General features: G+C 41.1%; 18 protein-coding genes and 1 rRNA gene (1 of these 19 running past the window's edge). 7 read left to right on the top strand and 12 right to left on the bottom strand.

Annotated features, from left to right (window positions below; genetic code table 11):
- Together MKY15_RS12730 and MKY15_RS12725 are read right to left on the bottom strand one after the other, a co-directional pair.
- Positions 1-142 (bottom strand): 16S ribosomal RNA (locus MKY15_RS12730); it reaches 1,410 nt to the left of the window's first position.
- 397 nt (positions 143-539) lie between these two features.
- Positions 540-1,442: a DMT family transporter gene (locus tag MKY15_RS12725; protein WP_067206471.1), complete on the bottom strand. Its 903-nt coding sequence runs from the start codon at positions 1,440-1,442 to the stop codon at positions 540-542.
- 113 nt (positions 1,443-1,555) lie between these two features.
- On the opposite strand from MKY15_RS12725, the gene MKY15_RS12720 reads away from it, so the two are divergent.
- Entirely contained in the window at positions 1,556-2,278 is a 723-nt protein-coding gene (locus tag MKY15_RS12720) for an MgtC/SapB family protein (protein WP_067206468.1), read from the top strand.
- Positions 2,279-2,290: 12 nt separating this feature from the next.
- A complete protein-coding gene (locus MKY15_RS12715) occupies positions 2,291-3,301 on the top strand; it encodes a cation diffusion facilitator family transporter (RefSeq protein WP_067206465.1) in 1,011 nt (336 codons plus the stop codon).
- 48 nt (positions 3,302-3,349) lie between these two features.
- Here MKY15_RS12715 and MKY15_RS12710 read toward each other — a convergent pair whose 3' ends face one another.
- Positions 3,350-4,513: an iron-containing alcohol dehydrogenase gene (locus tag MKY15_RS12710; RefSeq protein WP_067206462.1), complete on the bottom strand. Its 1,164-nt coding sequence runs from the start codon at positions 4,511-4,513 to the stop codon at positions 3,350-3,352.
- 118 nt (positions 4,514-4,631) lie between these two features.
- Between MKY15_RS12710 and MKY15_RS12705 the strand changes: the two genes are divergently transcribed.
- Positions 4,632-4,868, top strand: coding sequence for a DUF378 domain-containing protein (locus MKY15_RS12705; protein ID WP_067206459.1), 237 nt, complete (start codon positions 4,632-4,634; stop codon positions 4,866-4,868).
- Between the two features lie 43 nt (positions 4,869-4,911).
- On the opposite strand, the gene MKY15_RS12700 is transcribed toward MKY15_RS12705, so the two are convergent.
- From MKY15_RS12700 to pruA, 3 genes are all read right to left on the bottom strand, one after another.
- Positions 4,912-6,156 (bottom strand): Glu/Leu/Phe/Val dehydrogenase, encoded by a 1,245-nt coding sequence (locus MKY15_RS12700; RefSeq protein ID WP_067206457.1) that lies wholly within the window; start codon positions 6,154-6,156, stop codon positions 4,912-4,914.
- Positions 6,157-6,235: 79 nt separating this feature from the next.
- On the bottom strand, positions 6,236-7,429 hold the full coding sequence (locus tag MKY15_RS12695) for an ornithine--oxo-acid transaminase (protein WP_067206454.1): 1,194 nt from the start codon (positions 7,427-7,429) through the stop codon (positions 6,236-6,238).
- A gap of 182 nt (positions 7,430-7,611) precedes the next feature.
- Entirely contained in the window at positions 7,612-9,156 is a 1,545-nt protein-coding gene (pruA, locus tag MKY15_RS12690; protein ID WP_338653339.1) for an L-glutamate gamma-semialdehyde dehydrogenase, read from the bottom strand.
- 133 nt (positions 9,157-9,289) lie between these two features.
- Between pruA and MKY15_RS12685 the strand changes: the two genes are divergently transcribed.
- Positions 9,290-10,606 carry a sigma 54-interacting transcriptional regulator gene (locus MKY15_RS12685; RefSeq protein ID WP_335339516.1) on the top strand — a complete coding sequence of 439 codons (1,317 nt, stop codon included), beginning with the start codon at positions 9,290-9,292 and terminating at the stop codon, positions 10,604-10,606.
- 226 nt (positions 10,607-10,832) lie between these two features.
- On the opposite strand, the gene yugI is transcribed toward MKY15_RS12685, so the two are convergent.
- The 3 genes from yugI to MKY15_RS12670 form a co-directional block, all read right to left on the bottom strand.
- Positions 10,833-11,207 (bottom strand): S1 domain-containing post-transcriptional regulator GSP13, encoded by a 375-nt coding sequence (gene yugI, locus MKY15_RS12680; RefSeq protein WP_067206445.1) that lies wholly within the window; start codon positions 11,205-11,207, stop codon positions 10,833-10,835.
- Positions 11,208-11,320: 113 nt separating this feature from the next.
- Positions 11,321-13,489 (bottom strand): sigma-70 family RNA polymerase sigma factor, encoded by a 2,169-nt coding sequence (locus tag MKY15_RS12675; RefSeq protein ID WP_342537689.1) that lies wholly within the window; start codon positions 13,487-13,489, stop codon positions 11,321-11,323.
- A gap of 16 nt (positions 13,490-13,505) precedes the next feature.
- Positions 13,506-15,665, bottom strand: a complete 2,160-nt coding sequence (locus MKY15_RS12670) for a hypothetical protein (RefSeq protein WP_342537688.1) — start codon at positions 15,663-15,665, stop codon at positions 13,506-13,508.
- Positions 15,666-15,817: 152 nt separating this feature from the next.
- On the opposite strand from MKY15_RS12670, the gene MKY15_RS12665 reads away from it, so the two are divergent.
- The gene (locus tag MKY15_RS12665; RefSeq protein WP_187046925.1) at positions 15,818-17,140 is read left to right on the top strand and encodes a sodium-dependent transporter; all 1,323 of its coding nucleotides are present in this window, start codon (positions 15,818-15,820) and stop codon (positions 17,138-17,140) included.
- Positions 17,141-17,640: 500 nt separating this feature from the next.
- Here the strand turns inward: MKY15_RS12665 and MKY15_RS12660 are convergent, their stop codons facing one another.
- Positions 17,641-17,901 (bottom strand): DUF1871 family protein, encoded by a 261-nt coding sequence (locus tag MKY15_RS12660; protein ID WP_187046924.1) that lies wholly within the window; start codon positions 17,899-17,901, stop codon positions 17,641-17,643.
- Between the two features lie 75 nt (positions 17,902-17,976).
- Here MKY15_RS12660 and MKY15_RS12655 point away from each other — a divergent pair, with 75 nt between their 5' ends.
- Complete coding sequence (locus MKY15_RS12655; protein WP_187046923.1) at positions 17,977-19,152, top strand: MalY/PatB family protein; 1,176 nt, start codon at positions 17,977-17,979, stop codon at positions 19,150-19,152.
- Positions 19,153-19,238: 86 nt separating this feature from the next.
- On the opposite strand, the gene MKY15_RS12650 is transcribed toward MKY15_RS12655, so the two are convergent.
- Both MKY15_RS12650 and MKY15_RS12645 read right to left on the bottom strand, forming a co-directional pair.
- Positions 19,239-19,457, bottom strand: coding sequence for a hypothetical protein (locus MKY15_RS12650; protein WP_231885773.1), 219 nt, complete (start codon positions 19,455-19,457; stop codon positions 19,239-19,241).
- A gap of 43 nt (positions 19,458-19,500) precedes the next feature.
- The gene (locus MKY15_RS12645; RefSeq protein ID WP_269465605.1) at positions 19,501-20,250 is read right to left on the bottom strand and encodes a peptidylprolyl isomerase; all 750 of its coding nucleotides are present in this window, start codon (positions 20,248-20,250) and stop codon (positions 19,501-19,503) included.
- A 129-nt stretch (positions 20,251-20,379) separates the two neighbouring features.
- Between MKY15_RS12645 and MKY15_RS12640 the strand changes: the two genes are divergently transcribed.
- Positions 20,380-21,612, top strand: a complete 1,233-nt coding sequence (locus tag MKY15_RS12640) for an MFS transporter (RefSeq protein ID WP_067206427.1) — start codon at positions 20,380-20,382, stop codon at positions 21,610-21,612.
- Positions 21,613-21,671 lie beyond the last annotated feature (59 nt).

The raw sequence follows: 21,671 nt of genomic DNA, 5'->3' as shown, positions 1-21,671 counted from the left end.
CATCTGTAGGGCAGGTTGCCCACGTGTTACTCACCCGTCCGCCGCTAAAATCAGAGAGCAAGCTCTCGTCATTCCGCTCGACTTGCATGTATTAGGCATGCCGCCAGCGTTCGTCCTGAGCCAGGATCAAACTCTCCATAATAGAAGAAAATGAATAGCTCATTTCTTGCTGACTCGAATCCGAAGATTCTTGTGTGTGTTTCTTTTCAACCAACCGAAGCTGACTTAGTTAGAAACGTTTTGCTCAAGTGCGTTAGCACTCTCGCTGTATTTCATTGATGTTTTGCTGTTCAGTTTTCAAGGTTCATTTGGCTACCAGTGTTTCAGCAGCAACTCTTATATCATATCAACTTACGCTTTCTTTGTCAACAACTAATTTCAATTTCTTTTTTCGTTGTTTAAACAATATTTAAAGCGCAACATCATTTAATATAACATCTCTTCCGGAACGAGTCAACATTTTATTTCAATTTCTTTTTCGCTGATGTTTCTCGCTCCCTGAGGACATGTATTAATATACTACAGAACGTTATAAGAAATCAAGCCTTTTTCGAAAAGAATTTATTCCGCAACTTTTCACCATCAATTACAAAGAGCACTATCCCCGCTATCACAACCATTCCGCCGGCAATTTGGGATATGGATAAGGTTTCATCAAAGACATAGAACGCCAAGATTGCAGCTCCAACTGGCTCAAATAGTATACCTATAGATATAACGTTGGTACTTACCCACTTAATGGCCCAGTTGAAAAGTGTATGCCCTAACAGATTCGGTATGAGTGCGAGCATTATAAACCAGAACCAATCAGATCCTGGATAAGGGCCAAATGACTCCCCTTTGATGAGAACATAGAAGAACAACGTAATTGTGCTTATCGAATAAACAACAAATGTATATGTAATAAGAGAAAGACGTTTACGTACATCTTGTCCGAATAGCAGATAGGTAGTAATAAGCGCACATGCAATTAACGCCAACATATCTCCATAAAAAGCAGTGCCACTCAGCTTGAAGTCTCCCCAGCTAATGATTACACTTCCCGTTACAGCAATCAAAGCAGATAAAATTGTTTTGAACGATAACTTCTCTTTAAAGAAGAAGTACGTTCCTACAAAAGCAAATATGGGCTGTAAGGTAACTAACACCGTTGAACTAGCAACCGATGTGTAATTTAATGACTCGAACCATAGAATGAAGTGAAAGGCTAAAAATACTCCGGCAATTGCCGAAAAGATCCAATCTTTTTTACTGAGCGTCAATACTTCCTTCCTATACTTCATAAGAAAGAGCGGTAACATAATTAGCACAGAGAAGAACATTCTATAAAATGCAATCACACCAGCATCTGCTGTGGCGAGTTTCACGAATATCGCCGATAGTGCTACTGATATCACTCCTATAATAATTGGGATATACGGATGAATTCGAGGCTTTTCCATTTCTAACACATCTCTTTCAAAAGGAATTAGGTACATCTCTATCTTTTTAGACAATAGATAGTTGTAAGTATAACATGGTAATTAAGAGAGGACATTACTAGGGGGGAACGATTATGACTTGGATTGCAAATGAAGCGATGTATCCCGAAGTGTTAATTAAAATCACGCTCGCTTTAGTTTTAAGTTTAGTTATTGGTGTGGAGAGGGAAATAAAGAAGAAACCGATTGGATTAAAAACGAGTGCTGTTATCGCCACTTTTAGCTGCCTTCTGACTGTCGTCTCTATAGAAGCAGCTTATCTCGTTCCAGCGCGGAATGATATTAACGTAACGATGGATCCGCTCCGCTTAGCTGCCCAAATTGTCAGCGGTATCGGATTCCTCGGAGCTGGAGCCATCCTGCGTAGAGGTAATGACAGCATTACTGGGTTAACGACGGCAGCTATGATTTGGGGAGCGGCAAGTATCGGGATTGCTGTTGGGGCCGGTTTTTATATTGAAGCTGCGTTTGCTGTACTAGCCGTGATGTTTGTCATCGAAGTCCTTGCACCTGCACTTGATAAATTGGGGCCAAAGAGACTTCGTACAAAAGAAGCTTCCTTCATTGTAGTGTTATCGGACAAATCAAAGATTGAAGATCTCATTACTTACCTGAAGATAGAAAGCATGACAATCGAGAATTTGCGGATTCGGCAAATTCTATCAAGGGATCTTCAAGTACAGCACGAACTTCATTTTCGAATCTCAGCACTTCCCAAAAGACATACGTCTAATTTGTATATCGAGTTGTCGACACTACCTTATATCGAATCGGTTGAAATCGAAATATTCCCATAACGGAGGAAAATTATGAGAGACATACTAAAACTTTTAAAAGAAGGCAACAAGCCCTCACTACTCGCAGCAATTGTTAACACAGTAATCGCTTGTTTAAAAGCCATTGCATTCTTCTTCACTGGAAATGTGGCTATGTTTGCAGAAATGATGCACTCATTTGGTGATGCAGCGAACCAGTTTTTCGTTTTCGTTGGTTCTGCTCTTTCGAAAAAAGCACCCACCCCGAAATATCCTAATGGATTCGGCCGTGTCGTAAATTTAGTTTGTCTGGGCGCTGTCATTATAGTTGGAATCATGTCCTATGAGGCTATCATAGGCGGGTGGCATCATATCGTAAATCCATCTGAGTCAGGCGGAATGAGAAATTTAATTATAAATCTCTCTGTTCTTGGTATAGGTATCATTTTGGAATGCATTGTACTTTACAAGGCGGGTAAAGAGATACTTCATGAAGCAGGGATTGATAAAGGTGGGATGGCTCCCATTACACTAGGTTTTAAAAACCTCAATCGTGCTAAACCCGCAACAAAACTCGTATTCATGGAAGATTTTGTCGCAACACTAGGCGGACTTCTCGCATTTTTCGCTGTCCTGTTGGCTCATTTCCTTGGGCTACTTGTAGCGGAAGGCATTGCATCCATTATGATTGGTATGATGATGTTCTATGTGGTTGGTAAAGTATTTCTCGAAAATGCACGTGGTGCAATCGGGGAAACGGACGAGGAAATGCTCAATCACATTTCCCTACTCGTTGCTGAAGATCCCGATGTAAAAGATATTCAACGTATTGAAGTTATCAAAGAAGGCGAATTCCTTCATGTTGAAATTGTCGCAGAAGTTGACCCATCCCATACAGTCGCCTATGTCGACGATGTGCGGGACCGACTCATGACTATTATCCTCAATCAAAAAGGTGTACAGGACGTTTTAATTTCTTTTGATGAAGATGACGGTGTGTCAACATGGAAAAGGTCCAATTCCACTGATGCAATTAAGCAATTCGGTTCAAAATTCCCTGAATAACAAAAACGTCACGCCGGAGATAACCCCGGCGTGACGTTTTTAATTCTCTTATAATGAAGCTTTTAAAATTGATAGTACATCCTCTTTATTTAGATTGCTGAATTGCCCAAGTGGCCCGTTGACTGTTGCTTTTTCTGCCATCAAATCCAGTTTCGAATCATCGATGTCATAATGGGCAAGCGTTTCAGGCGCTCCAATAGACGTCCAAAATGCTCTTAGACGTGCGATCCCTTCAAACGCGACCTCATCCTGCGTCTTACCTTCTGGTGCAACTCCAAATACGTTGACAGCAAGCTTGGCAAATCGCGCAGGATTAACGTTAACATTATGATTCATCCAATGTGGGAAAAGAATCGCAAGCCCACCTGCGTGCGGGATATCATAAACCGCGGACACAGCATGTTCGATATCATGTGACGCCCAGTCTCCTTGATAGCCCATTTGAAGGAAGCCATTCAACGCTATAGTACCCGCAAATAAAATCGTCTCACGTAAATCATAATTCTCCAAGTCTTCGACAAGCTTTGGTGCATTATCCATTATTGCACGTAGCACACCTTCACACATCTCATCTTGTACAGGCGTGTTCTTTGCATTATTGAAGTATTGTTCAAAAATATGGGACATCATATCAACAATCCCATAAATCGTCTGGTCTTTGGGTACAGATAATGTATAGGTTGGGTCAAGAATAGAGAATTTCGGGTAATTAAACGGACCGCCCCATCCATATTTCTCTTCCGTTTCTTCATTAGTAATAACAGATCCGGCATTCATTTCCGAACCTGTTGCTGCAAGTGTCAAAACTGTACCAAATGGGATTGCATCTTCCGCGAACGCTTTCCTTGTTACAAGATCCCATGCATCACCTTCATATTTCGCTGCCGATGCAATAAGTTTTACACAGTCGATAACTGATCCTCCGCCAACTGCTAAGATAACGTCGATGTCTTTTTCCTTACAAATCTCCGCACCCTTTCGCGCAGTTGACACACGCGGATTTGGCTCAACGTCTGAAAGTTCATGTACCTCCATATCATTCTCTTTTAAAATCGCCATTACTTCATCATATAGACCATTTCTCTTGATGCTGCCGCCCCCATAAACGACAAGCACCTTTTTACCGTAATTCGCTAGTTCTTGTGATAATTTCTGAAGTTGGCCTTTTCCAAAAATAAGCTTAACTGGATTATGGAATACAAATTCATTCATTCTATATTGCCTCCCTTTATTCTTTCATTATCCGAAACAATAAACCATTTTGCAAAAATAAAGGTGCGCGTATGAAAATCAGTCTTCTGGGCATAGTAATTTAAGGAGGTGTTGCAAAATGAGTAAAGTTCATAAAATAGCTCTAGCACTGACAATTATCGGTGCACTCAATTGGGGAGTAGCAGGAATATTCCGTTTCGACGTTGTTGCACAATTCGCAGGTGGTTCCGCGGAACCGCTCGCACGATTTATTTATATCATCATAGGAGTTTCAGGTCTCATCAACCTTGGCTTGCTATTTAATCAGCGGCAGGATCACGATGAGGTAATTGTTTCGGTTCCTGAAAAAGTATAAAGGCATCTCCCGTTTAAACCGGGAGATGCCTTTATTGTTTTGATTATGCCCAACCACGGAAACGTGATGCTTCCGCAGTTTTACGAACACCAATCATATATGCTGCTAGGCGCATGTCGATATTACGAGTTTCCGCAGTTGTATATACGTTCTCAAATGCTTCAACCATTTTTTTCGTCATTTTTTCGCGCACTTCTTCTTCAGTCCAATAGTAGCCCATGTTGTTTTGGACCCACTCAAAGTATGAAACTGTTACGCCGCCCGCACTTGCAAGAACATCGGGAACAAGTAGAATTCCACGTTCTTTAAGAATTCTAGTTCCTTCAGTTGTAGTCGGCCCATTTGCTGCTTCAACAACAATCGTTGCTTTGATATTATGTGCATTTTTTTCAGTAATCTGATTAGAGATTGCCGCAGGCACAAGAATATCGCAATCGAGTTCAAGTAATTCTTGGTTCGAAATCGTGTTATCGAAAAGTGTAGTTACTGTTCCGAAGCTATCGCGACGGTCTAGTAAGTAATCGATATCAAGACCCTCTGGATCATGAAGGGCACCATAAGCATCGGAAATTCCGATTACTTTCGCGCCAGCATCATGAAGGAACTTAGATAGGAAGCTACCCGCGTTTCCGAAACCTTGAATTACGATACGTGCACCTTTCATATCAATTCCACGACGTTTCGCCGCTTCCTCGATAATGATTGTTACCCCTTCGGCAGTCGCACGGTCACGACCTTGCGATCCACCAAGAACGATTGGTTTACCTGTAATGAAGCCAGGTGAGTTGAATTCGTCAATACGGCTATATTCATCCATCATCCATGCCATTATTTGCGCATTTGTGAAGACGTCTGGAGCTGGGATATCTTTGTTAGGTCCCATTACTTGGCTTAAGGCACGGACATAACCGCGGCTTAGTCGTTCAAGTTCACCCATAGACATTTCACGTGGATCACAAACGATTGCACCTTTACCGCCGCCATATGGTAGGTCGACGATGCCAGCTTTTAATGTCATCCACATAGAAAGTGCTTTTACTTCTTCTAACGTTACTTGCGGGTGATATCGTACGCCACCTTTTGTTGGTCCAACTGCATCGTTATGCTGTCCACGGTAACCCGTGAAGACTTTTACTTTGCCATCGTCCATTTTTATAGGAATACGTACTTCAATCATACGAAGTGGTTCTTTTAGAAGTTCGTACATTCCTTCATCGTAGCCTAGTTTATCAAGTGCATCTTTAAAAAGAGCTTGTGTAGACGTAAACAGATTCAGGTTTTCAGTCATTTAATGATTCGCCTCTTTGATTCATAATGTTTTCTATGCATATATTGTAACATATCGGACACTTATATTGTTAAGTATTTTAGTTAACGAAAACTTTTTTAATTTTACCTATTGCCCAGTCCAATTCTTCTTTTGTGATAATGAGTGGCGGAGCAAAACGAATCACTGTATCGTGTGTTTCTTTACATAGTAATCCAAGCTCTTTCAACTCTTCACAATATGGACGAGCAGCTTCAGTTAACTCAACACCTATGAACAATCCGCGTCCGCGTACTTCTTTAATCGACGGATGTTCAATTTTCTTTAACTCTTCCATGAAATAATTTCCGAGTTCAAGAGATTTTTTCGCCAGTTCTTCTTCTTCCAGCACTTCTAAAGACGCGATTGATACTGCACAGGCCATAGGATTTCCACCAAAAGTTGAACCGTGTGATCCTGGATTGAATACACCAAGAACAGATTTGTCAGCAAGTACACAAGATATTGGGAATACGCCGCCACCTAGTGCTTTACCTAGGATATACATATCCGGATCCATGTCTTCCCATTCACATGCAAACATTTTTCCAGTACGGCACAGGCCGGCTTGAATTTCATCTGCAATAAATAGAACGTTATTCTTTTTACAAAGTTCACGTGCTGCTTTCATATAACCTGCTGGCGGAATAATAATACCTGCTTCACCTTGAATCGGTTCGATAAGGAATGCAGCAGTATTTGGTGTAATTGCTGCTTCAAGTGCTTTGATATCTCCGTAGGGAATAAGGTCGATGCCTGGAAGCATTGGACCAAATCCACGTTTATATTCAGCATCTGAAGATAGTGAAACAGCTGTCATTGTACGACCATGGAAGTTGCCTTCACACGCAATGATTTCTGCTTGGTCTTCTGCGATCCCTTTAACGTCATAAGCCCAGCGGCGTGCTGCTTTAATAGCTGTTTCAACAGCTTCAGCTCCTGTGTTCATAGGAAGTGCCATTTCTTTGCCTGACAGTTCACAAATCTTTTCATACCATGGACCAAGTTGGTCATTGTGGAAAGCACGGGAAGTAAGCGTTACTTTATCAGCTTGGTCTTTCAATGCTTGAATAATTTTCGGATGACGATGCCCCTGGTTTACTGCTGAATACGCGGAAAGCATATCCATAAATTTATTACCTTCAGGATCTTTTACCCAAACCCCTTGTGCCTCAGAAATAACGATTGGCAGTGGATGATAGTTGTTTGCCCCAAATTTCTCCGTTTGAACAATTACTTTTTCTGATACCGACATACATTTCCCTCCCCTTTATATGTAAAGACAGACCCACCCAAATAGATGGGTCTGATAAATCAGTGTCTAGCTCCAGCGCCTAGCTCCTCGAGTCGCTTCAGTCCTTAAGTTAAAGGCAAAGAGCGCATTTATCTTCAGGCCCTCCAGCGCTTTTCGGGTCTACCAAGGCGCTTACGCTTTTCTTATAGTGTTTCTGAAGTTGTTTTACCTTGCATATGAAGTTGTAGGTAATCCGGTCCGCCAGCTTTTGAATCTGTCCCCGACATGTTGAATCCACCAAACGGTTGGTAACCAACGATTGCACCAGTGCAATTACGGTTGAAGTACAAGTTACCTACATGGAAATCTTCACGAGCTTGTTCGATGTGATGACGGTTGTTTGTGATGACAGCGCCAGTTAGGCCGTAATCCGTGTTGTTTGCAAATTCGATAGCTTCAGTGAAGCTCTTCGCTTTCGACAAACCGACAACTGGGCCAAAGATTTCTTCTTGCATAACGCGCGCTTTTGGATCAAGATCCGCAATAACCGTTGGTGCAACGAAGAATCCTTTCGAGCTGTCGCCTGTTCCTCCTGCGATTAAACGACCTTCTGTTTTACCGATTTCGATGTAGCTCATAACTTTGTCGAATGACGCTTGATCGATTACTGGGCCAGTGAAGTTTGATAGCTCAGTTGGATCACCGTACGTCAATTCTTTTGTCAATACGCCAACACGTTCAACAACTTGGTCATAAACGTCTTCGTGAATGATCGCACGTGAACAAGCTGAACATTTCTGTCCACTGAATCCGAATGCAGATTTCACGATTGATTGTGCAGCAAGTTCTAGATCTGCTTCATTATCAACAACAATTGTATCTTTACCGCCCATTTCAGCGATAACGCGTTTCAACCAGATTTGGCCTTCGTTCACTTTAGCCGCGCGTTCGTAGATGCGTGTTCCTACTTCACGTGAACCAGTGAATGACACAAAGCGTGTTCTTGGGTGATCAACTAGATAGTCGCCCACTTCAGCACCAGAACCTGGGATGTAGTTGACAACGCCTGTTGGCATGCCCGCTTCTTCAAGTACTTCGATGAATTTGTATGCAACAACTGGTGTTGTCGATGCAGGTTTAAGAAGTACTGTATTTCCTGTTACAAGAGCAGCAACTGTCGTTCCCGCCATGATTGCGAATGCAAAGTTCCATGGAGAGATGATAACGCCAACTCCAAGAGGAATGTAGTCAAAACGGTTGAATTCGCCTGGACGGCTTTCAACAGGGATACCATTTTTAAGTTCAAGCATTTTGCGCGCATAGAACTCTAGGAAATCGATTGCTTCAGCTGTATCAGCATCTGCTTCATTCCAAGGTTTACCTGCTTCTTTAGTAAGTAATGCTGAGAATTCGTGTTTGCGGCGGCGGATGATTGCAGCAGCTTTGAATAATACGTCTGCGCGGAATTCAGGTTTAACTTTCTTCCACGTGTTGAATGTTTCGTCAGCAATTTTCATCGCTTTTTCAGCAAGGTCTTTGCTTGCTTTAGAAACGCTACCGATTACTTCTTCTTTGTTTGCAGGGTTTCTTGATACTAACTTTTCTTCAGTCATGATGCGCTCTCCACCAATAATAAGTGGATAGTCTTGACCAAGGTATCCTTCAACTTGCTTTAAAGCTTCAAGGAAAGCTTGTTTATTCTCTTCTACCGTGAAATCTGTGAATGGTTCGTGTTTATATGGAATCATATTATTCCTCCTCTTTAATTATGAAACGCAAATATTATTTGCACTTAGTAATTGATTACATATATAATAATGCAAAAGATTGTTGCAGATATCAAGCATTATTCATTAGTTTTTCAAAAAAAGTATTTGGAAGGTGATTATTTTGAAGAATATAGACGATTCACTCTTCCCTTTTTATGAGTTTGCAGTGCGTCGTGCCGCGGTTGGTATACATGCCGTTGACAACAATGGTCGAACTGTCATCTATAATGAAAAGATGAAAGAAATCGAAGGACTTGCACTCGAAGATGTGGGTGATCGTTCAATTTTAGAACTTTTCAATTTCGACCAAGAAGAAAGTACACTGTTAAAAGTTTTGCAAAGCGGCAAAGAACAATTAAATGTAAAACAAACGTACTGGAACCGAAAAGGTACAGAAATCACATCCATTAATGACACATATCCAATCTTTAACCAACAAACTCTCATTGGAGCTGTTGAATTAGCCCGTGACGTAACAGCTCTCGAAAAATTCGTTCTTCAGCCATTTCGAAAAAGTAGTGATCCTGTAACATTCAATCAAATAATTGCTTCCTCCCCGCCTATGAAAGTGGTTATTGCGACTGCAAAAAAAGCAGCGAAAGCAAAATTACCGGTATTGTTAATCGGTGAAACAGGTACAGGTAAGGATCTTATCGCTGAAAGCATACATAATGAATTATCACCTTCCAGCACCGTACTCTATACCCTGTTCTGTCATAGTTCAGACCCAATCCTTATAGGACGCTTAGATAAAGATTTAAATGTAGAGGATCCTCTTACATTATTTTGTGAAAGAATCGATTTATTATCCATTCCATTACAGCAAAAATTGCTATCGATTCTTTTGAAATCACCTAACAGTAATAAGCAATTCATCGCAAGTATCGGGGATGACCCTGTCGAATTAATCGCTTCGGGCACATTATTAAAAGACTTATATTATTTCTTTGCTTCATTTACAATTCGAATTCCGCCTCTGCGAAAACGAAAAGAAGATATATTACCGTTCATTTCTGCTTATTTGGAACGGCGCAATGAACGCTACGGTTCCACACTTAAAGATATTACACCCGAAGTTGAACATCTTTTCCTCGGGTATGAATGGCCTGGAAATACCCGGGAGCTCGAGTTTCTTCTCGACGAAATCTCTTCTCTAGCGATGACCGAGACTGCCATTACCTATGATTTGCTTCCATTCCATTTCAGGATGAAAAGCGCGGATATCACCGACGAACCGACGCAAGCTGCTGATTTCATAGTCCAACCTGGCAAAGAGCTACTACCGCTTGAACAGTTTCTGCGTGAAGCGGAAGCCTATTACTTACAAAAAGCGATGAAACTCAATGATAAGAACGTCACAAAAACTGCAAATGCGCTTGGTATGAGCAGGCAGAATTTGCAGTACCGACTGCGGAAACTAAAAAAGTGAGGAAAAAGGCCATTATGCCTTTTTCCTCACTTTTTATTGTCTAGCTACAGGATGTGGGTCATGCAGCCATTGCGACAGGACGTCGCGAACTTTGGCTGCGTTCCATTACTGTCCAGCTTCAGCGGCCAAACGCTCGGGTCATAAGCAGCCCAGCTGCACGGCAAAGTACGCCGTTTCGCAGGTCTGCTTATGCCTGTCGCGTCTGAGCGGCCGCCTCCGCTTTTCTTTACTGCCCAGACTTTTCGATCCAGTCTTGAAGTTTGTCTTTCAATGAATTGAATCCTTCTGCATCACTTTCGTCAACACGCGCTTGCAGTGACTTGCGCGGATGGTCTTCTTTTCGTGTTGCAGCCGGTGCTTCTTGAAGAGCACGAATTGATAGACTAATCTTACCTGCAGCTTCGTCGACTTCCAGTACTTTCACTTGGACCTCTTGCCCCACAGTTAGATATTCATTAATGTCTTTTACGAATCCGTATGTGATTTCAGATATGTGTACAAGTCCTTGTGTTTCACCATCGAGTGCAACAAATGCACCATACGGCTGGATACCTGTCACTTTGCCCGAAAACTCTTCGCCTACTTCATATTTTCGCGCCATTTAAAACAGCTCCCAATCTATTTTGTTATCGATTCTGCCCTTAAGGCCACTTAAAATTATATCATGTTTATAGAGGGCAAGCAAAAATTTGGCAGTCTGTTAGCCATACACAATCACTGCTTAACAATGACTTTAGGTGCTGTTTCAATCAACCATGCTCCAGTCCCTTCATCCAAAATTAGCCAACCATCATAGACGAAATCCGCTTTGTACTCATAGCTAATTGGCGTAAGAGGAACCCCGTTTAATACATTGCTCCCTATCTCCTCTACCAAAATGTCAGCTTTTTCTATTTGATATTCTTGCTTCCTCCAAGTAGTAACGTACTCTTTCAATGTAAGCGAAAGAGATTCACGATTAGTCAGATGCCACATCGTCTTTGGATCCTCTTGTTCGTTTGCATACAAATAGACACCGAGTATGACTACTGGCTTAACGCCAACCAAAGCATTCAGCCGATGTCCCTTAGTGAATTTCACATATGTCCTCTCGACTTCTTGAATGTACTCCGGATTATTGACAGCCACTTCGTTATCGCTTTCTTGCATTACACTTTCAAGAGTAAATAATTGTAAGTCCCCCCTTTTAGCAAAACCAACAGCATCATAAAGATGATGGTACTCTAGCCGTTCTAAACTATCTGATGTCTCCCAGTCACTCTCTTCCATTTCTTTCACGATTTGTTGCATAATATATGCCGACGGAGAGTTTTCTCCCGTGTTAGCAAGTTTCTCCCAAGCTAAACGGTACTCTTTTTTCAACTTCCCATCACTCCCCGTTAACCGACCATCTTCATTTAAAATAAACCTATCATAAAATACATTGTTATAATAACCCAGCACATTTTGATATAATTGATCCTCTTGTTGATCAACAAGCAATGTATTCTCTAGTTCTACGATGTAATCTACGGTTTGTTGAAGTGTGGATCCCGATTGAATTGCCAAATAATTAAATGGATTCGTTCCCAAAAATGTCAAATACCCTCTAAAATCTTCATGAATTGAATCTCTTATTGCCAAACCCACTTCATTTTCCAGATATATAGGATGGAAATAATCCCATTCAGATTCTTTGACAAGCCCAATGTTTTGGTCTCCCATTGTTCCCAAAACTGTTCTAATTTCTTCTGGGTATGTATTTTTCTTCTGAAGAAGTTCTTCAACATCTATCGTTCCATTTTCAACTTTTTCAATAATTACTCCTTTATGTTCGTATAACGCAACCCTATACAAATCACTAATCCAATTGACTTTATTTATATACGCTTTTATAAACACCTCACTACTAGCTCTGTCATCCGATAATGGTTTTTTTAACAGCTTAGCAACCATTTCTGAAGGGAGTTCCAAATTCCCCATAATTTCTCCGTACTGTTCTTGCACATTTTTTCTATTTATCTTTTCATTGTTAGTTAGTTGCTCTTGAATTTTCTTCGTTACTCCCTCAAACTGTTGACGTTCGTCATACCCAAACATGTCACTGTAGAATTCTTGCTCTTCCCCTTTAGGTTCAACGAGTCCTAGTGTCATGTACTTTGTTGCCATTTCATTTTCAAAAGAAGTTTTCAAGCGTGCTAGGTACTTTTCATCGGAAGACCTCTTATATTCTTCGCTTGTCACGACTGAAATTGTAAGCAGGATAATCAGTAGACTAACGCCAGCAATCCATGAAAAAAGAGCCTTCTTTGTCATTGATTTCTTTTCAATTCGAACTTCTATCAGACTTTCAACTGGGCCCTGAAAAACCATTTCTTTTCTGAATGAAGAACGGATCCGCCTATAGGATTTACCGAGAAATCCAAGCCTTTTTTCCAAATTCCCTCCTTCAAGTTGATCGAAGGCAGCAGTGAGTCTACGCCTTGCATCATCAACTGGAATTCCTATAATCAATGCCACTTCTTCGTCATTCATGCCATGAAACTGAGATAGAATGAGCGCGAGCTTCTCTTCACTCGTTAACTGGATAATCTGATGATGTAGCTGTTCGTCTTCTTCAAAGGTCAAAATGCTACTCGGAATTGGACTAATCAATTCAAAATCCGAGAACTTTTTAATCGCTATTTTATATAATTCAAGCTGTACACCGTCTTCATTTACATAAGTTTTCATTTGCTGAACTACTTCTCTAAATGTGTCCTCAGCCACTTCGCCAGCTTGTTCTGGAGAACAGCCGTACTGAAATGCAAACCGTTCAATGTCACATGAGTAAATGTCCATCCACTCTGCAAATGCTACAGGATCCCCATTTCCCACTTTTTCAATCCACTCAGATTCTTCCATGTACGAAGTCATCCCCTTATTCAAAAAACATCGGATTTAAAATAATATGCTCGATTTCCCATACGAAATCTTCATTCAAAGCCATCTGTGTACCTACAGAATGAGTATTTCCACGCTGAAATCCGATTGACCCCGCCGTTTCTTCGCTACCATCAAATTGCAGACTATCGAGACTATAAAGATCTATATCAAATTGACTCCATTCATCAACGAATTCTTCAAGTTTGACTACATTTTTTGTTTTACTATAAAGATGCCACATCGTCTCTGGATCTTTTTGATCATTCGCGTAAAAGTAAACACCAATAATAACCAAGGGACTAACTTTTTTTAGTTTAGAAAGATCATGATACAAGGAGAATGAATAATATGTCTCTTGAACTACGTTCTCAAAGCTAGGATTGGGAAGCGTCACAATTTCCATACCCGTTTCAGTTTGCATAATCCCGCTTATGCTATACGATTCAAGCTTTCCCGCTTTCGCAAGCTCCAATGCTTGATGAACGTCATATACTCCTAAACGATTGAGGCTTTTTGAATCCGTCCAATCTGTTGCTTCCATTTCGGAGATGATCATGTGCATAATATAAGCTGCTGGAGAGCCTTCACCGGCAGAAGCGATTCGTTCCCATCCTTCGCGAAACTCCGTTTTCACCTTGCCATCAGTGCCGAATATACGATCAAGTTCCGCCGCCCCGACGATTACATAAAAGAGTTCGTTGTAAGTCCAACTGAGCATGTTAGTCTTTTCATCATTGATAGTTGTTGACAACAATGTTTTTTCCATGTCCAATAAAAAATCAACCGAGTCTTCTAAGGAATGCGCTAGTCCCGGATACGATACGAAAGGTGCAGATTCCAATAATGTGAAAAAACCACCAAAATCTTCGTGGATTGAAGATCGAATCTTTGCGCTGAAGTCATTCTTACCGTAACTTGGAGCTAATGTGCCAAATCCCTTAATAAAAGTTGGATAGATGTTTTGTTTAATCATCCCATCTAATGCTTGTTGCAAGTCTTCAGGATATGTATCTTTCTTCTGAATAAACTTATCGGCAGCAAAAGATTCGTTAGCGATTGCATCTGCGGTAATCTGTTCATGTTTGATAAATGTCATGAAATAAGCTTGTTGGAGTACGTCATACTTTTCCAAATAGCCCTTCATGAATTCTCCACTTTTCGCTTTATCGTTCGCAAGCGGTTTTTTTACTAATCGGTTAGCCATTTCAGATGGTAATTCCAATTTGTTAATTATTTTTCCATACTCATCCTCTATCTTCTTTTTATTCAAAGTACCAGTTTTGTCAATAACGCCCTCATATCTTTTTATCATCGACTCAAAATCAGCGCGTGCTTGATTGCCATACCATATATAGTTATAGTCAAGTTTGTCTTCCTCGGTCGATTCAATAAGGCCCAGTTCAGAATAGCGGCCCCCTATTTCTTGCTCAAATGACTCCTTCAACCGTTCTACATATTTTTCAGCTGAAGTTTTTTTGTATTCTTCCCCTGTAACTATAGGAATTATTACAAGCGACAGCAGCACTATGATTCCGGCAATCCAGGAAATCATGGCCTTCTTTGATATTGTTTGTTTCAATTTCTCAGTTGTCCGTATCTCCTGTTGAGGCTTTGCAAAAACCTGCTCTTTTCTGAATGAAGACTTCATGCGCATATATGACTTATTGAGGAATTCCAACCTCTTTTTCAATTGCGCATCTCCCAAATCACGGAATGCCACCGTGATAGCTTGTTCAACTGTTTCTAGGGAGGTGTCTGTAATTTTCACAATCTCTGAATCATCCAGCTTGTGGAATTGTGAAAGAATGAACGGTACTTTATATCCCATTTCAAGGTTTACAATCTGGTCATGCAATTCCTGATCCTCTTCAAAAGGAAATAGCGTTTCATTCGGTGCATCAGTTTGTTGAACAAATGCTAGACTTTTTAATGCCTTTTTATATAACGTGCACACAAGCGACTCTTCATTGCTAATGGAATCTAACTGGTTATGTAAATTTCTAAACGTTTCTTCCGCTAAATCAGCTGCCTGTTTTAACGTACAACCATACTGGATGACGAAACGTTCAATGTCTCCTGAATAAATGTCCATCCATTTTTCAAAAGCATCCTTCTCTCCAGCTCTCACCTTTTGCATCAACTCAGATTCTTCCACAGGCAACCCACTCCTTCATTACAAAATGTCTAATTATTTCAATTATACCAAAGATAGATTGACATCGTAATTTGTTTCAAATTACCATGGTATTCGTTTTTAGTTAGTGTACAATTAGAAAATCTGTATCCTAATGAAATGAGTGAATATCTATGAAACAACGTGATCAATGGTCGTCAAAAATTGGTTTCGTTCTCGCTGCTGCCGGCAGTGCGATCGGACTCGGTGCAATATGGAAATTCCCATACATGGTAGGGATGAACGGCGGAAGTGTTTTCATTCTACTGTTCATTATTTGTACAATTGCAATCGGACTTCCAATTTTGCTTGCAGAGTTCGTCATCGGACGTATGGGTCAGGCTGATGCAATTACATCACTAAAACGATTGGCGCCAGGTAAAAAGTGGCCTTTGATTGGCTGGATGGGACTTGCAGTTTCATTCATTCTCCTGTCATTTTATAGCGTGGTCGGGGGTTGGATTCTTTCCTATTTAACACGAGCTATTTTCTTCAAACTCGATGCTACGAATCATGGCGATCTTTTCAATACAATCATCGCCAATCCAGTAGAAGTTCTATTTGCTCAGGCCGTGTTCATGGGGCTGACAATTTGGATTGTACAAAGTGGTATTAAGGGAGGTATTGAGCGGGCGAGCAGGTGGATGATGCCAATGCTGTTCATATTCTTCATCATTCTTGCAATCCGTTCATTAACATTGGATGGTGCAATGGAAGGTGTTCGATTCCTATTTGTGCCTGATTGGTCTCACTTGACAGGTTCTACGTTTTTACTTGCACTTGGTCAAGCTTTCTTCTCACTGAGCGTTGGGGTGACAGCAATGATGACCTATGCATCTTATTTACCGAAAGAAGAAAAGTTAGGGCAATCGGCAATGAACGTTGCGATTTTAAATATTACCATTTCAATTTTAGCTGGTATTGTTATATTTCCCGCAGTGTTCGCACTCGGCCATTCACCTGAAGAAGGACCGGGGCTAATTTTCGTCGTTTTACCAGCCATTTTTAGCCAGATTCCGTTTGGCAATATGTTTATGATTATTTTCTTCATCTTGATGCTTTTCGCTACACTTACTTCATCGATTGCGATGCTTGAAATTGTCGTGTCTAGTGGGATCCGCGAGAAAATCGAGCGTAGAAAACGTGCTGCATGGGTATTTGGAATTCTTATCTTCATCGTTGGTATTCCAAGTGCGCTGTCATTCGGTGTCCTGTCTGACGTGAAAATATTCGGCGGTTCCATCTTTGACTTTGCAGACACATTGACGAGCAAAATCGGTATGCCTTTAGGTGCGTTATTCGTTTCGATATTCGCGGGCTTTGTGTTGACGAAATCACAAACAGACGACGAGCTGCGCATGCATCCTGTGATGAACAGCCTTTGGAAATTCCTTGTCAGGTATGCCGCACCTGTCGCCATCATCGTCATTTTCATCGTATCGATTTTCGGACTTTAATGGTACTGCAAACACCCGCAAATCCAGTTACTGGATTTGCGGGTGTTTTTCACGTCTGTTGATTAACCATTTAGCTGCATAAAATACTGGTGAGAAGGACTTGACGACCTTCATTTTCACTGGATCATTTCCGGTACGCTTTCGGCGAACTATTCATGACAGATTTACTGAGGGGTCCTAGTGTAGCTCTGTTGGGAATAGTTACCTGCCACGTTCCTGCACTATTCAAGTGAAAAACGCAGTTGTTTTGGAAGAAAAAAGTAGATGATATTCTATAAAAAAATATGTAGGGATGCGACTTTGTCGTATCCCTACATATCCAGACATCTCGGTAATCGTATAGAAGTCATTCAATCCAAGCAATCCAGAGTAAACTATACACGTAGCATCCAGTTAGTGATCATGTTATTCACCGGTTTCTTTTGGTTAATCAACAGGTTTCGTGTTTTATTGTATATAAAGACTGTACCCGTATTAAAATGGGTACAGCCACATCAAAATCAGACGATACATTTCGCCTCGTATTTAATCGCTAACAGCTTATAAGAAATTTGAACACACTTTTCGATTGGAATCCATAATTTATAAGATTGTTCGTAAATTTCCCGAATTCGTTTTGCAAGGTCGGTTGGGTGATCAAGACGTTGTAAGTCCGATACGACATCAACGATTTCGTGTACATACGCTTTTGGTCCTACGTCAAATGGGTCCCATTGTTCAAGAAGTGCTACTGCCTTTTTGTTCATTTCTATAGTTTGCACAATGAGTCACCTTATTTTTCTCAATAGTCTAGATTATGATAACATAGTAGAGAAAAAAGGAAAGAGGAGATTTCCATGAATAACTTTGAACAAGTAATTGAACGACGTAAATCACGTTCTGTAAAATGGGACCGAATGGAAATGATCTATGGAATCGAAGATGCATCCGATATTTTACCAATGTGGATTGCAGATATGGACTTTGCTGCACCGGAAGTGGTTATCGATGCGCTGAAAGAACGTCTCGATCATCCCGTTTTCGGCTACTCATATATTTGCGAAGGCTGTAAAGACGCAGTAAGTACATGGCTTGCTGAACGCCATGCATGGGAAACCAAAAATGAATGGATGTTATTCCACCATGGTGTAGTTCCGGCAATCGCTTCAGTCGTTGAAACGTTTACGAATCCAGGTGACGGCATTCTTGTCACATCTCCAGTCTATCCGCCCTTTTTCCAAGTCCCTAAACGTCAAGGACGAAATATGGTCGAATGTATTATGAAAGAGGACAACGGTGTGTACTCCATCGACTTTGAAGAATTCGAGAAATGCCTGCAACAAAACGTAAAGCTATTCATTTTATGCAATCCGCATAATCCTGGTGGAATTGTCTGGACTGCAAGCGAATTGAAAGAAATGTTACGACTGTGTACAAAATATGATGTCTTGATTTTATCGGATGAAATCCACGCCGATCTAGTCTTCTCAGGGCATAAACATATTCCGCTCGCAACGCTTGCTGACGAAGAAGCAGGACGTATCATTACGTGTGTTGCACCTACAAAATCGTTTAACCTCGCAGGTATCCAAGCAGCATTAATGATCGCTACAGATGAAGGTGTGAGAGAGAAACTTACGTTGAATGCAATGGCACATGGTCAAATGGATTTGAGCTCTTTTGCAGCCGCAGCTTTGACTGCCGCCTATAAAGATGGAGGCCCATGGCTAGCACAATTACTGGAAACAGTTTCTACCAATATGGACTATGCAATTCATGAACTAACAGCTGCAATTCCTGCCTTAAAAATTGCTAAGCCGCATGGTACATACCTTCTGTGGATTGACTACCGTGGTACTGGATTTACCGAGTCGGAAATAATGGACAAGTTGTTGAATAAAGGTAAACTCGCCCTTGATCCAGGTACAAAATACGGCGAAGCAGGACGCGGCTTCCTTCGCATGAATGTCGCAACACCGCTTTCAGTTGTTCAAGACGGCGTTAACCGTTTTATCACTGCATTAAGCGAGTGATTTAGCACAGTTGTGATTACAATCACGGAGTTGACGTTACGATCGCGACGTTGACGTTACAATTTTTTAAAAGAAAACGAGCATCCTCAATTTTGAGGATGCTCGTTTTCTTTTTGTTCGCGGCGTTCACGTAAAATACGTTCTTCAAATTCTTTCGCTTCTAATTCCTGTTTCTTCGACTTGCGTCGAATCCACATGAATGTAAGTACCAATAGAATCGCAAAGAAAAACATTGAAATCGCGGCTGGTATATATTCTGATTTGTCTTCAGGAAAGTAAAGGAACGGCATTAATAGTGCGTTCACTTACATCCACTTCCTCACATTGTAAATTTCTATATGATTCGAATTACTTTTGAAGGATTTCGATTGATTCAATAGAAATATCTTCAACAGGCTTATCTTGACGCCCTTTTTTAACTTTAGCAATTTTGTCGACAACATCCATGCCTTCAATAACTTGGCCGAATACTGTATGTTTTTGGTCTAAGTGCGGAGTTCCACCCATTTCGCCATATGCTTCAGCGATTTCAGCTGGATATCCACCTTTTTTCAGCTGATCAACTGAAGCAGGTACTTCTGAAGCATGAACGATGAAGAACTGGCTGCCATTTGTTCCTGGACCAGCGTTCGCCATTGAAAGAGCGCCTTTTAAGTTAAATAGATCCATAGTAAATTCGTCTTCAAATGTATCGCCGAAAATACTTGCTCCGCCCATACCAGTTCCTGTTGGGTCGCCGCCTTGAATCATGAAGTCTTCAATAACACGGTGGAAGATAATACCGTCATAATAGCCGTTTTCTGCATGTGTTAAGAAGTTTTCAACTGTTTTTGGTGCTTGTTCAGGGAAAAGCTTGATTTTGATTGGCCCCATTGTTGTGTTCATAATAACTAATGCTTCAGTTGCTGCTACTTCTTTTGATAATTGTGGATACATTGTTGTTGCCTCCTCTGAGTTCTTCGTGCTATTTTCTTCCACTGGCGCTTTGCCAGCAGACACTACTTCTTCTGTTTTTTTGTTCTCAGACGTACTATTTCCGCAAGCGGAAAGTAAGACGAGACCAACGATTGTCAGAAGGGAGAAATACATTTTCCTCATTTAACATTCACCCTGAATCAGTTTATCATATTGAACAATCTATTTCGACGAATAAGCATGATACTTCCTTCGTTTTCCGAATTGTTTTATACTGAATGAAAAGCACGACACAGAAAGAAGGTTTTCTAAATGGACGTGCAAAAACGGAATTTCATCATCATTTGGATTTCCAACGTCCTCGTTGCAGGGACAATGACGATGATCATGCCCTTCCTATCCCTTTATATCGAAACATTTGGCGATCATCCCGAAGCATATGTTCAAAAATGGTCTGGCCTTATTTTTGGCGCTTCATTTGTCACGGCTTTCATTATGTCACCGATTTGGGGCCGAGTTGCCGATAAATATGGCTTTAAGCCTATTCTTATCATCAATGGTTTCGGGATTGCAACTTCCGTTTTCCTAATGGGATTTGTGGATTCCGTAGAGATGTTCTTCCTGCTTCGGCTACTGAATGGTGTTGTCACAGGTTTCATACCAACTTCACTCGCGTTTATCTCTTCACAGACTGCGAAGAAGGAAGCTGGAAAAATGCTAGGAACTCTGCAGATGGGCAGTGTGACAGGCACATTATTCGGCCCTGTATTTGGAGGTTTACTGGCAGATGCATTCGGTTTCCAATATACCTTTGTCATTACATCCATCTCCGTAATTGTCGCTACACTTATCGTTCTCTTCGGCATCAAGGAACAAAAACGGGTAAAAAATCCGAAAGCTATCCAGTATTCCCGTAAAGCGATTATTAGCGGCTTGCTACATCACCGGCTCATGTTGAACGTTATGATTGTTACGGCACTTATCCAAGTAGGCAACTTCAGTATCCAGCCGCTTCTGTCGCTTTACGTTTCTCATTTGACGGATGCAAAAGACGTAGCTTTCCTAGCTGGGATTACTTTCAGTGCAGCAGGGGTCGGCAATCTATTATTCGCACGCCGCTGGGGCAAGCTTGGTGACGACATTGGCTACGAAAAAGTGTTGTCAATTCTGCTACTCCTATCATTTATCTTTATCATCCCACAAGCTTTTGTAACACAGCTGTGGCAACTTATCTTTTGGCGATTGCTGTTCGGTATTGCGCTCGGTGGAATGATCCCTATAACGACTGCACTAGTTAGACGTGAGGCACCAGTCGATATTCAAGGAGAAGTCATGGGTTATAATACCAGCTTCCGTTTTCTCGGGAATATTATAGGTCCAATGTTTGGTGGAATCGTCAGTGGTTTCATCGGTATTTCGTCTGTCTTCATCGTCACTGGCGTTCTATTCCTGGTTGGGTTTGCCTTTCTCTATTATGCCAAACGAAAACCCGTACAGGACTTTGAGGACTTTCTTGCTGCTGAGGATAAACGGACACATAGTTAAGAAACAGCACACTTCGCTAGACGGAGTGTGCTATATTTTTGTTAGTGAATGATTTCTTG

Origin of the sequence: Sporosarcina sp. FSL K6-1540 (assembly GCF_038620285.1) — a bacterium.
In the GTDB taxonomy this organism is placed as follows: Bacteria; Bacillota; Bacilli; order Bacillales_A; family Planococcaceae; genus Sporosarcina; species Sporosarcina psychrophila.
The sequence above is the reverse complement of the archived record's forward strand: the minus strand, read 5'-3'. Positions and strand labels throughout refer to the sequence as shown.

Excerpts from the sequence above, each read along its gene's own strand:
- MKY15_RS12655 (WP_187046923.1), top strand. The coding sequence starts at position 17,977 with ATGAATAACTTTGAACAAGTAATTGAACGACGTAAATCACGTTCTGTA.
- MKY15_RS12695 (WP_067206454.1), bottom strand. The coding sequence starts at position 7,429 with ATGTCGGTATCAGAAAAAGTAATTGTTCAAACGGAGAAATTTGGGGCA.
- MKY15_RS12700 (WP_067206457.1), bottom strand. The coding sequence starts at position 6,156 with ATGACTGAAAACCTGAATCTGTTTACGTCTACACAAGCTCTTTTTAAA.
- MKY15_RS12720 (WP_067206468.1), top strand. The coding sequence starts at position 1,556 with ATGACTTGGATTGCAAATGAAGCGATGTATCCCGAAGTGTTAATTAAA.
- MKY15_RS12665 (WP_187046925.1), top strand. The coding sequence starts at position 15,818 with ATGAAACAACGTGATCAATGGTCGTCAAAAATTGGTTTCGTTCTCGCT.
- MKY15_RS12710 (WP_067206462.1), bottom strand. The coding sequence starts at position 4,513 with ATGAATGAATTTGTATTCCATAATCCAGTTAAGCTTATTTTTGGAAAA.
- MKY15_RS12645 (WP_269465605.1), bottom strand. The coding sequence starts at position 20,250 with ATGAGGAAAATGTATTTCTCCCTTCTGACAATCGTTGGTCTCGTCTTA.
- MKY15_RS12705 (WP_067206459.1), top strand. The coding sequence starts at position 4,632 with ATGAGTAAAGTTCATAAAATAGCTCTAGCACTGACAATTATCGGTGCA.
- MKY15_RS12725 (WP_067206471.1), bottom strand. The coding sequence starts at position 1,442 with ATGGAAAAGCCTCGAATTCATCCGTATATCCCAATTATTATAGGAGTG.
- yugI (WP_067206445.1), bottom strand. The coding sequence starts at position 11,207 with ATGGCGCGAAAATATGAAGTAGGCGAAGAGTTTTCGGGCAAAGTGACA.
- MKY15_RS12715 (WP_067206465.1), top strand. The coding sequence starts at position 2,291 with ATGAGAGACATACTAAAACTTTTAAAAGAAGGCAACAAGCCCTCACTA.
- MKY15_RS12675 (WP_342537689.1), bottom strand. The coding sequence starts at position 13,489 with ATGGAAGAATCTGAGTGGATTGAAAAAGTGGGAAATGGGGATCCTGTA.
- MKY15_RS12640 (WP_067206427.1), top strand. The coding sequence starts at position 20,380 with ATGGACGTGCAAAAACGGAATTTCATCATCATTTGGATTTCCAACGTC.
- pruA (WP_338653339.1), bottom strand. The coding sequence starts at position 9,156 with ATGATTCCATATAAACACGAACCATTCACAGATTTCACGGTAGAAGAG.